The 11,836-nt window shown below is 72.4% G+C and carries 6 protein-coding genes; 2 read left to right on the top strand and 4 right to left on the bottom strand.

What is annotated here, in order from left to right:
- Nucleotides 1–28: 28 nt before the first annotated feature.
- Nucleotides 29–649, bottom strand: a complete 621-nt coding sequence (locus tag IE182_RS25545) for a SurA N-terminal domain-containing protein (RefSeq protein WP_190112284.1) — start codon at nt 647–649, stop codon at nt 29–31.
- A 253-nt stretch (nt 650–902) separates the two neighbouring features.
- On the opposite strand from IE182_RS25545, the gene IE182_RS25540 reads away from it, so the two are divergent.
- Entirely contained in the window at nt 903–2,354 is a 1,452-nt protein-coding gene (locus tag IE182_RS25540; protein WP_190112283.1) for a DUF2079 domain-containing protein, read from the top strand.
- 33 nt (nt 2,355–2,387) lie between these two features.
- Here the strand turns inward: IE182_RS25540 and mfd are convergent, their stop codons facing one another.
- The 3 genes from mfd to IE182_RS25525 all read right to left on the bottom strand — a co-directional run bounded on the left by mfd (nt 2,388) and on the right by IE182_RS25525 (nt 9,453).
- Nucleotides 2,388–5,915: a transcription-repair coupling factor gene (gene mfd / locus IE182_RS25535; RefSeq protein WP_190112282.1), complete on the bottom strand. Its 3,528-nt coding sequence runs from the start codon at nt 5,913–5,915 to the stop codon at nt 2,388–2,390.
- Between the two features lie 191 nt (nt 5,916–6,106).
- On the bottom strand, nt 6,107–8,668 hold the full coding sequence (locus IE182_RS25530; protein WP_190112281.1) for an ABC transporter permease: 2,562 nt from the start codon (nt 8,666–8,668) through the stop codon (nt 6,107–6,109).
- On the bottom strand, nt 8,665–9,453 hold the full coding sequence (locus tag IE182_RS25525; protein ID WP_190112280.1) for an ABC transporter ATP-binding protein: 789 nt from the start codon (nt 9,451–9,453) through the stop codon (nt 8,665–8,667). Before IE182_RS25525 ends, IE182_RS25530 begins: the two co-directional genes overlap by 4 nt.
- 425 nt (nt 9,454–9,878) lie before the next feature.
- Between IE182_RS25525 and IE182_RS25520 the strand changes: the two genes are divergently transcribed.
- Entirely contained in the window at nt 9,879–11,639 is a 1,761-nt protein-coding gene (locus tag IE182_RS25520; protein WP_190112279.1) for a lytic transglycosylase domain-containing protein, read from the top strand.
- Nucleotides 11,640–11,836 lie beyond the last annotated feature (197 nt).

The raw sequence follows: 11,836 nt of genomic DNA, 5'->3' as shown, positions 1-11,836 counted from the left end.
GAGCCTAGGCGACCCGGTCCGCCGGGGCTCACGCCGGCTCTTGGGGGCCGGGCGCCGCGGCCGGCCGCAGCCACGGCTCCACCACGGCCCGTGCCGTGCCGCGCTTGGCGTCCCAGGTGCCGTAGCGCGGATTGACGTCGACGCGCAGGGCGTCGGAGGTCTTCATCAGGGCCTGGCCGGTGCGGGCCTTGCCGAGCTTGTCCTCCAGCTTGGCGCGGACGAGACCGGCCGACAGCTCCTCGTCGATCTGCCCGGGCGCGATGCCGGCCGCGAGGAAGCGGGCCTCGGTGGCGTCCGGGCCGCCGAGCATCCCCTCCACCTGGCGGCGCCGCTCCTGCACCTCGCGGCGGGTGACGTCCACGCCGTTGTCCCGGCCGGCCTTGCCGATGATCCGGTACTGGATCAGCCGGATCAGCGTGTCCTGGCCGAGCTGGGCGCTGCCCATCAGCAGCTGCGCCCCCTGCGGGGAGGAGCGCTGCGCCTGCCGCACGTCCGCGACCTGGCCCTGCAGCTCCGAGACGGTGATGCGGTCCTTGCCGACGACGGCCGCGGCCCCGGGGTGCGGCGCGGACCCGCACGCGGTGAGCAAGGGCGCCGCACCCAGCAGAGCGGCGGCGGAGAAGGAGAGCGCTGTCCTGCGGCGGATCATGAAGCCTCCCGGCAGAGATCGCAATCGAACAGGTACGGGCGTGGCCCCCTCGACGAGGGGCGGTGGACGGGCGAGACCTGACGTTGATCGATGGTAGGGAGTCGACGTGGCCCAAGTCACTGATTCGGCCAACGATTCGCGGGGCGCGCGGGGCACGGGCCCCCGCCCGCCCGGCCGGGGCCGTCGTAACGCTCCGGGCGAAGGCCGCATACTGCAAGACCAGCCCGTACGCCACCGGACAGAAGGACCGCCCATGGACTCGGCCACCGCCCCCGTCACGGCACACGGCCGGAGCGCGGCCGGAACCGGGCCGGCCCGGCGGTCACCGGCGGCACGGCTGCGGGCCCCGCGGCTGGACCCGTACTGGCTGGGCGGCGTGCTCTTCGTCCTCTACACCGCACTGTCGGTGTGCCGGCACCGGCGGATGCTGACCATGTCGTGGGACCTGGGCATCTTCGAGCAGGCCATACGCGGCTACGCCCACCTCCAGGCGCCGGTGGCCGACCTCAAGGGACCCGGCACCAACATCCTCGGCGACCACTTCAGCCCCGTCACCGCGCTGATCGCACCGCTCTACCGCGTCTTCCCCACACCGGTGACCCTCCTCGTCGTACAGGCCGCGCTCTTCGCACTGTCCGCCGTACCGGTCACCCGGCTCGCCGCCCACCTCCTCGGCCGCGGCCGGGGCCTGGCCCTCGGCGTCGCCTACGGGCTCTCGTGGGGGGTGCAGCGCGCCGTCGACTTCGACTTCCACGAGATCGCCTTCGCCATGCCGCTGCTGGCCTTCTCCCTGGAGGCCGTGGTGCGCGGCCGCTGGCGGGCCGCCGTGCTGTGGGCCGTGCCGCTGGTGGCGGTCAAGGAGGACCTGGGGGTCACGGCCGCGGCCATCGGCGCCCTGATCCTGCTGCGGGTGCGCGGCGGCCGGAAGAACCCCGGGGCCGCGGCCCTGGCCGCCGCCCTGACGGCCTTCGGCCTGGCCGCCACCGCACTGACCCTCGGCCTGATCATCCCGGGCTTCAACAACAGCGGCGGCTACGACTACTGGAACAAGCTCAGCGGCGGCGACGGCCCCGCCCCCGTCATCCCCGTCGACACCGCGCTGCGCACCCTCGCCTGGACACTGCTGCCCACCACCGGCCTGCTGGCCCTGCGCTCGCCGGTGCTCCTCGTCGCCCTGCCGACCCTGGGCTGGCGCTTCGTCTCCCACGACGACCACTACTGGGGCACCGACTGGCACTACAGCGCTGTGCTCATGCCCGTCCTCTTCATCGCCCTCGCCGACGCCCTGGCGGGGGCCGCGCGCAGCCGCCGCCCGTGGCTGCGCCGCTACGCCCACCAGCTGCCCGCCGCCGTGGTCGCCGCGGCGCTGGCGATGACCGCGTCGCTGCCGCTGTACGGGCTGACGCTGCCGGAGACGTACCGGATACCGGAGAGCGTCCGGGCGACCGAGCGGCTGCTGGAAAAGATCCCCGACGGCGCGGTCGTCGAGGCCGACGTCGCCCCGATAAGCCGGCTCGCGGGCCGCTGCCGCGTGCTGTGGATAGGTGACACCCGCGGCGTCGTCCCCGACTACGTCGCCCTGCGCCTGACCGACGGCCGGGCCCCCGCCGACCTGGCCGGCGACGCGCAGCGGATGCACCCGGGCACGGTGTTCACCGTCCTCGGCAGCGACGGCGGCCACGTCGTCCTCCGCAGGGTCGGGTAGGACCGCCGCGGGGCCGGGTGGCCGCCGTGGGCCTCAGCTGAGGATCGTCGTCAGGAACTCGCCCGTCCACGCCAGCAGTTCCCGGCCGACCAGCGGCTTGCCGCCGATGGGGCGGGTCGCCGGGCGCGGCACGAGGATCTGCCGGGTGGCGGGCTTCATGACCGTGCGCGGGTGGAGGCGCTTGAGGCGCAGCTCCTGGGACTCGCGCAGCTCGACCGGGCCGAAGCGCACGTTGGAGCCCTGCAGGGTGATGTCGTTGACACCGCAGGAGCGGGCGAGCATGCGCAGCCCGGCGACCAGCAGCAGGTTCTCCACCGGCTCCGGCAGCTTGCCGTAGCGGTCGGTGAGCTCCTCGCGGACGGCCTTGACGTCCTCCTCGCTGTTCGCCGAGGCGATGGCGCGGTACGCCTGCAGGCGCAGCCGCTCGCCGGGCGCGTAGTCGTGCGGGACGTGCGCGTCGACCGGCAGCTCGATCTTGACCTCCAGCGGGGCCTCCTCCTCGACGCCGCCCTCCAGGGAGGCCCGGTAGTCGGCGACGGCCTCGCCGACCATGCGGATGTAGAGGTCGAAGCCGACGCCCGCGATGTGGCCGGACTGCTCGCCGCCGAGCAGGTTGCCCGCGCCACGGATCTCCAGGTCCTTCATCGCCACGTACATGCCCGCGCCCATCTCGGTGTGCTGGGCGATGGTCGCGAGCCGCTCGTGGGCGGTCTCGGTGAGCGGCTTCTCCGGCGGATAGAGGAAGTAGGCGTAGCCGCGCTCGCGGCTGCGGCCGACGCGGCCGCGCAGCTGGTGCAGCTGGGAGAGGCCGAAGTTGTCGCCGCGTTCGACGATGAGGGTGTTGGCGTTGGAGATGTCGATGCCCGACTCGACGATCGTCGTGGAGACGAGCACGTCGAACTTCTTCTCCCAGAAGTCGACGACGACCTGCTCCAGCTGGCTCTCGCCCATCTGCCCGTGGGCGGTGGCGATGCGGGCCTCGGGCACGATCTCGCGCAGCCGGGCGGCGGCCCGGTCGATGGACTCGACGCGGTTGTGGATGTAGAAGACCTGGCCCTCGCGCAGCAGCTCGCGGCGGATGGCGGCGCCGATCTGCTTCTGGTCGTAGGGGCCCACGAAGGTGAGGACCGGGTGGCGCTCCTCCGGCGGGGTGGTGATCGTCGACATCTCGCGGATGCCGGTGACGGCCATCTCCAGGGTCCGCGGGATGGGGGTGGCGGACATCGTCAGCACGTCCACGTTGGCGCGGAGCTTCTTCAGCTGCTCCTTGTGCTCGACGCCGAAGCGCTGCTCCTCGTCGACGATGACCAGGCCGAGGTCCTTGAACTTGGTCTCGGAGGAGAACAGGCGGTGGGTGCCGATGACAATGTCGACCGAGCCCTCGCGCAGCCCCTCCAGCACCGCCTTGGCCTCGGTGTCGGTCTGGAAGCGGGAGAGCGCCTTCACCACGACCGGGAACTGCGAGTAGCGCTCGGAGAAGGTGCCGAAGTGCTGCTGCACCAGCAGCGTGGTCGGCACGAGGACGGCCACCTGCTTGCCGTCCTGCACGGCCTTGAAGGCGGCGCGGACCGCGATCTCGGTCTTGCCGTAGCCGACGTCGCCGCAGACCAGGCGGTCCATGGGGACGGACTTCTCCATGTCCTCCTTGACCTCGGCGATGGTGGTGAGCTGGTCGGGCGTCTCCGCGTAGGGGAAGGCGTCCTCCAGCTCCCGCTGCCAGGGGGTGTCGGGGCCGAAGGGGTGGCCGGGGGCGGCCATGCGGGCGGAGTAGAGCTTGATCAGGTCGGCGGCGATCTCCTTGACGGCCTTCTTGGCGCGCGCCTTGGTCTTCGTCCAGTCCGCGCCGCCGAGCCGGTGCAGGGTGGGGGCCTCGCCGCCGACGTACTTGGTGACCTGCTCCAGCTGGTCGGTGGGGATGTAGAGGCGGTCGCCGGGCTGGCCGCGCTTGGCGGGGGCGTACTCGACGAGGAGGTACTCGCGGGTGGCGCCCTGGACGGTGCGCTGGACCATCTCGATGTAGCGGCCGACGCCGTGCTGCTCGTGGACGATGTAGTCGCCGGCCTGCAGGGTCAGCGGGTCGATGGTCTTGCGGCGCCGGACCGGCATCCGGCCCAGGTCCTTGCTGGCGGACTTCTGGCCGGTGAGGTCGGCCTCCGTCAGCACGGCGATCTTGAGGGCGGGGTCGACGAAGCCGCTGTCGACGCCCGCGCAGGTGACGTGCACGACGGACGGGGACAGCTCGGGCAGGTCTGCGTCGAGGCGGGCGGGGATGCCCTCGCCGCCGAGCACCTCGGCGGTGCGGGCCGCGGGGCCGTGGCCCTCGGTGAGGAAGACGGTGCGCCAGCCGTCGGAGACCCAGCCCTTGGTGTCGGCCAGCGCGCGGGCGGTGTCGCCGCGGTAGGTCTCGGGGGCGTGCATGCCCAGCTTGAGGGTGTCGCCGTCCGCCTCCTCGTCCGCCGCGAAGGGGCTGACGGACCACCACATCATGCCGAGCTCGCGGGCGCGGTCGCGGACGTCGGCGATGCGCCACAGGGACGCGGCGTCCACGTCGATGGGCGCCTCGCCGCCGCCGGCCGTGGCCGCCCAGGACGCCTGCAGGAACTCCTGCGAGGTCGCCACCAGGTCGGCGGCCCGGGTGCGGACCCGCTCCGGGTCGCAGACGACGGCCATGGCACCGGCCGGCAGCACGTCCAGCAGCAGCTCCATGTCGTCCACCAGGGCCGGGGCGAGGGACTCCATGCCCTCGACCGCGATGCCCTCGGCGATCTTGCCGAGCAGCTCGCCGAGCTCCGGGTGCTCCTCGGCCAGGGCCGCGGCCTTCTGGCGCACGGCGTCCGTCAGCAGCAGCTCGCGGCAGGGCGGGGCCCACAGACCGTGCTCCGCGATCTCCAGGGACCGCTGGTCGGCGACCTTGAAGTAACGGATCTCCTCGACGTCGTCGCCCCAGAACTCGATCCGCAGCGGGTGCTCCTCGGTGGGCGGGAACACATCGAGGATGCCGCCGCGCACCGCGAACTCGCCGCGCTTCTCGACCAGTTCGACCCGGGCGTAGGCGGCCGCGGCGAGCGCCTCGGTGACCTCGCCGAGGTCGGCGCCCTGCCCCGCCCGCAGGCTGACGGGCTCCAGGTCGCCGAGCCCCTTGACCTGCGGCTGCAGCACGGACCGCACGGGCGCGACCACGACGCTGACGGGGCCGGCGGCCGGGTCGTCCTTGCTGGGGTGCGCCAGCCGGCGCAGCACGGCCAGGCGCCGGCCGACGGTGTCCGAGCGCGGGGAGAGCCGCTCGTGCGGGAGCGTCTCCCACGACGGGTACTCCACCACGCCGTCGGGCGGGAGCAGCGACCGCAGCGCCGCGGCCAGGTCCTCCGCCTCCCGCCCGGTGGCGGTCACCGCGAGCACGGGCCGCTGGGCGTCGCGCGCGAGGGCGGCGATGGCGAAGGGCCGCGCGGCGGGCGGGCCGACGAGGTCGATGTGCGGCCGGTTGCCGTCGCCCGCGGCCGCCACCGCCTCGGCGAGCGCCGGATCGTTGACGACCGCGTCGAGCAGACCGTGCAGGCTCATGAAGACTTTCCCGTCCCGGGAGTGGACCAGCGAACAACACGAAGCGCCCGACACGTGCGTACGGGCCGGGGTGTTCCCAGCCTACGACGGAGCGCCGACGGCCGCGGCCGGACGCGGGCCGGGCCCGGACGCACACCCCCGTGGTGCGTCCGGGCCCGGTGGTTTCCTTCCGGCACGGCCGGACGGGGCGGTCAGTCCGTCGCGATCGCGTTCAGGACGTTCATCCGGCCCGCCCGGAAGGCCGGGACCAGGGCGGCGAGCAGGCCCACCACCGCGGATCCGGCGAAGACGGCGGTGATCGTCGGCCAGGGGACGTCCAGCACGCCCAGCCCCTGCAGGGCCAGCAGCTGCTGGGCCGTGACGCCCCAGGCCATGCCCAGGCCGAGGCCCAGCAGGGCGCCGAAGAGGGCGATGACCACCGACTCCAGGCGGATCATGCGGCGCATCTGGCGGCGGGAGAGGCCGATGGCCCGCAGCAGGCCGATCTCGCGGGTGCGCTCGACGACGGAGAGGGCGAGGGTGTTCACGACGCCCAGCACCGCCACGATGATCGCCAGGGCCAGCAGGCCGTAGATCATGTTGAGCAGCTGGCCGACCTGGTCCTTGATCAGCTGCTTGTAGTCGGCCTGGTCACGGACCTTGACCTGCGGGTATTCCGCCACCGCCGCCTTGAGCGACTCGGCGGCCTCCTTGGCCTTGCCGTCGGCGGCCTTGGCGAGCACCATCGCGTCCAGCGGCATCTTGTCGGCCGGGAGGTAGCGCTTCGCGGTGGCGATGTCGGTGTACATCGCACCCTTGTCGATGCTGGTGTCGTCCGAGGTGATCGCGTTGACCTTGAGCTTGGCGGTGCGGCCGTCGACCATGGCGACGGTCAGCCGGTCGCCGATCTTGATGCCGTGGTCCTCGGCGAAGCCCTCGGGCACGGACATGGCGTCCTCGGCGTAGGCGTCGGCCAGCTTGCCCTTGACCGTCTCCGCCCGCACGTCGTCGGCGTAGGTGGGGCTCACGGCGGACAGGCGCTGGGTGGCGGTCCTGCCGTCGGGGGTGGTGACCTTGGCGTGGACGATCGTGTACTCGCTGAAGTGCGCGACGTCCCGGGCCGACTTCACGGCCGTGACCGCGGCGGGGCTCAGCGGCCCGTTCTCGCTCTGGACGATGAAGTCCGCGCCCACCGACTTGTCGAGCTGCTCGGTGGCCGAGGCGACCATGGAGGAGCCCACCACCGACAGCGCCGCGACGAGCGCGAGGCCGATCATCAGGGCCGATGCCGTGGCGCCCGTGCGCCGCGGGTTGCGCAGGGCGTTGCGCTCGGCGAGGCGGCCGACGGGGCCGAAGACGCGCAGCACCACCGTGCTGATGACGCGGACGACGAACCCGGCGAGCAGCGGGCCGACGACCACGAAGCCGACGAGGGTCAGCAGCACGCCGAGGCCCAGCATCCCCGAGCCCGCCGAGGCGTCGTCGGACTGCGCTGCGGCGACCAGGGCCGCGCCGCCCGCGGCGGAGAGCACGAGGCCGATGACGGCGCGCACCGTGCCGGCCTTGCCGTCGGCCGGGTTGCCGGCGTCGCGCAGGGCGGCCATCGGGGAGATCTTCCCGGCCCGGCGGGCGGGCAGGTAGGCGGCCAGGACGGTGACGACGACGCCGATGGCCAGGCCCACGACGGGCGTGGTGGTCTTGACGGTGAGCTCGGAGGTGTCGAGCTTCATGCCCATGGAGCCCATGAGCTCCATCAGCCCGACGGCGAGCGCGATGCCGCCGCCGATGCCCAGCACCGAGCCGACGACGCCGAGCAGCAGCGCCTCCACCAGCACCGACCGGTTGACCTGCTTGCGGCTGGAGCCGATGGCCCGCATGAGGCCGATCTCGCGGGTGCGCTGGGCGACCAGCATGGAGAAGGTGTTGACGATGAGGAAGATGCCGACGAGAACAGCGATGCCGGCGAAGCCGAGCAGCGCGTACTTCATGACGTCGAGGAAGGAGCCGACGTCCTTCTTGTTCTCGGCCTTGGTCTCGGCGGCGGTGTGCACGGTGTAGCCCGTGCCCACGGCGGCGGTGACGTCCTTCTTCAGCTGCTCGTCGCTGACGCCGGAGGCGGCTGTCAGCCCGTAGCTGCTGAACTCGCCCGCGGTGCCGAGCAGCTTGGTCTGCGCGGTGGGGGTGTCGAAGTAGAGGACGGCCGCACCGGGGTTGGTGGTCCTGTACGTGGCGATGCCGACGATCGTCACGGAGAAGTCACCGGGGGCGGCGATCACCCGCAGCTTGTCGCCCGTCGTGAGCCCGTGCTTGTCGGCGGTGTCCGCGTCCAGGACGGCCTCGGTGGCGCCGTGCGGCTCGTGCCCGCTGGTGATCTCGACGGACTTCTTCTGGCTCTCGTCCCAGTTGGTGCCGACGGTGGGGGCGCCGGAGGTGGGGCTGATGCTCTTGTTCTTCGCCGTCGCCGCGGTGATCTGCTGGCTGGTGGCGTGCGGCTCGACCTTGGCCACGCCGGGCACCTGGGCCAGGCGGCCCTGCAGGGAGGCGGGCAGCGTCTGCGGCTTGCCGGTCTCCTGGGCGTCGTCGTTCTTCTTCGGGGAGACGGCGACGTCGGAGGCGGTGGAGGCGAAGAGCTTGTCGAACGTGGCGTTCATGGTGTCGGTGAAGACGAGCGTGCCGCACACGAACGCCACCGACAGCAGGACGGCGATGGCGGACAGCGCCATGCGCCCCTTGTGCGCGAGGAAATTGCGGAAGGAGGTCTTGAGGACGGTCACGACACCCGTCCGCGGGCGTCGAAGTTCTTCATGCGCTCCAGCACCATGTCGGCGGTCGGGTGCTGCATCTCGTCGACGATGCGCCCGTCGGCGAGGTAGAGCACGCGGTCCGCGTAGGAGGCGGCGACCGCGTCGTGCGTCACCATGACGATGGTCTGGCCCAGCTCGTCCACCGAGCGGCGCAGGAAGCCGAGGACCTCGGCGCCGGCCCGGGAGTCCAGGTTTCCGGTCGGCTCGTCACCGAAGATGATCTCGGGACGGGCGGCGAGGGCGCGGGCGACCGCCACACGCTGCTGCTGGCCGCCGGAGAGCTGGTTGGGCCGGTGCTTGAGGCGGCCCGCCAGGCCGACGGTCTCCACGACGCGGTCCAGCCACTGCTTGTCGGGCTTGCGGCCGGCGATGTCCATGGGAAGCGTGATGTTCTCGATGGCGTTGAGCGTCGGCAGCAGATTGAACGCCTGGAAGATGAAGCCGATCCGGTCCCGGCGCAGCTGGGTGAGCTTCTTGTCCTTGAGCCCGGTGATCTCGGTCTCGTCGATGAATATCTGACCCGACGTGACGGTGTCGAGGCCGGCCAGGCAGTGCATCAGCGTCGACTTGCCGGACCCGGAGGGCCCCATGATGGCCGTGAACTGTCCGCGGGCGATGTCCACGTCGACGTGGTCGAGGGCGACGACCCGCGTCTCCCCGGACCCGTACGCCTTGAGGACCTGACGCGCCCTCGCCGCGGCGGCCGTACGCCCTCCACTGCCCCCGGTGCGGGGAATCGATACAGCCGTTGTCACGGTGGTCTCTCCTCTGGGTCTGCTGGGTGATGAACCAAGCCTGCTGGAGGGCAGGGGGCGGCCACGATGGTGCTGTTCCGTGTCTTCGGGGTGGGGCTGTCCCCACCCGGCCCCCGGCCGCCTCTATGAATCTAGGGACCGTCCGGGGCCCGCTCCTCCTGCTGCGGTACGACCTGCGGGGAGGAGAACGTACGGAGGTACCCCTAGGGGATGGCGCCCCGCGACGGGGCCCGGTCTCAGGGTCGGTACGCACAACAGCGGAGACGGCGCCCCTGCCGGGGTAACGAACGGCGAAGAATCCGTGAAGCCGGTCCCCGGGCAAGACAATTGGGGCTTGAGGGAATTAGTGTTCGGGTCTATGGCTGAGGGGGGCTGACGTGCGACCCCCTTCGTACGGCCGCAGGTCTCCCAAGGAAGCAGCCTCCGTGAAGATACTTCGAACTCGCGCGGCGAGCATTTCCCGGCAGGGACTGTGCGCCGCTCTGCTCGTCGCCGGCCTGACGACGGCCGCGGTCGGGGCCAGCCCGCCGCACCACGCCGGTCAGGGCGGCGACCCCTCGCCCGGCACGGACAACCCGCAGAGCCGGCCGCACGGCACTCCCAACCTCGCCCTGCCCGACCTGGTGCCCCGCCCGGGCGCCTCGGGCAAGCCCGACCCCAACGCAGGCCCCGGGGACGCCCCGGACGGCGCCACGGGCATTCCCGCGACCGCCCTCGCCGCCTACAAGAACGCCGAGAAGCTCGCGCAGCAGCGCTACCCGAGCTGCCACATTCCCTGGCAGCTCATCGCGGGCATCGGCAAGGTGGAGTCCGAGCACGCCGCGGCCTACGGGCTGCGTTCGGACGGGTACACGCAGAAGCCGATCCTGGGACCGAGACTCACGGGCGGTCAGTTCGCCGTCATCAAGGACACCGACGGCGGCCGCTGGGACGGCGACAAGGAGTACGACCGCGCCGTCGGCCCCACGCAGTTCATCCCCTCCACGTGGGAGGGGTACGGGGAGGACGGCAACGGCGACGGGGTCAAGGACCCGAACAACATCTTCGACGCCGCGGCCGGCACCGCCCGCTACCTGTGCGCGGGCGGCAAGGACCTGAACAACCCGGGCGACCTCGACCGGGCCATCCTCAGCTACAACCAGTCCCGTGAGTACGTCAACGCCGTGCTCGCCTGGATGCGCACGTACAAGAGCGGCAACGTCAGCGCGGTGCCCGACCCGGCTCCGTCGCGCACGGGCGGCGGTTCGTCCGGCAGCACGCCCTCGCCGTCGCGCCCGAGCGGCTCGACCGGCGGCCAGGGCACGAAGCCCACGGAGAACACCCGGCCGAACAAGCCCAGCACCCCGAGCAACTCCGGCAAGCCGAGCACGCCCCCGGCCCCCAAGCCCAGCGAGCCGGGCAAGCCGGGCGGCGACACCGGCACCACCAAGCCCACCCCGCCGGCTCCGGCCCCGGTCACCCGGCTCGACCGCGTGGGCGAGGGCACGCTGGAGGCCACGGCGGGCGAGGCGTTCAACCAGCGCCTCCAGGTGCGGGCCCTGGACCGCGACGGCAAGCCCGCCGCCGACGGCACCGTCGTCCGTTTCGAGGTCATCGGCCTGCAAACCGCCGCCCACTTCCCCGAAGCCGAGCGGATCGTCACCGTCCGAACCGACAAGGAGGGCAAGGCCACCGCGCCCGAGCTCCTGGCGGGCGACAAGCCCGGCCCCTTCACCGTGCGTGCCACGGTCGAGGGCAAGGACGGCGGGAGGATCGACCCGGTCGACTACGCCGCCACCGTCAAGGCCGCCCCCGCCCCGCGCGCGGACACGCTCAAGCGCGAGGGCACGGACGCCCTGAAGGCAGCCCCGAAGAGCTCCTTCACGCAGAAGGTCCAGATCAGGTCGCTGGCCAAGGACAAGCCCGTCAGCGACACGGCGATCACGGCAACCATCCTGGCCGCCGACGGCAAGACCCCGGCAAAGGCAGGCCCGTACGTCAAGGGAGCGGACGGCAAGCCCGTCCGCACGTTCGGCCTCCCCAAGACGGACAAGGACGGCCTGGTGACCCTGCCGGAGCTGTTCACCGACGAGCAGGCCGGCACGTTCATCCTGCAGCTGACCACCACCGACGGCGCGAAGCTCACCGTGGAACTCACCGTCACAGCACCGACCACCCCGACGACGCCGCCGCAGCCCGCCACCTGAGCGAGCGGTCCCTCCCGCCGGGTGTCCACCCACCGGCGGGAGGGGCCGGGGGCGGGGGCGGGGCGGGCCCTGGCAGGGGGCGTAGGGGTTATGTGCGGTGTCTTGCGGAGCACTGTTCACGCAGGACGGCTGCCGTAAATAATCCAGCCCCCAGAAGGGCCCGCCCCGACCCCGACCCGGCCCCGCCCTGTGGGCGG

This window comes from Streptomyces cinnamoneus (assembly GCF_014650495.1).
Taxonomy (GTDB): Bacteria; Actinomycetota; Actinomycetes; order Streptomycetales; family Streptomycetaceae; genus Streptomyces; species Streptomyces cinnamoneus.
Note: the sequence above shows the minus strand (reverse complement) of the source record. Positions and strands in the feature narration are given on the sequence as shown.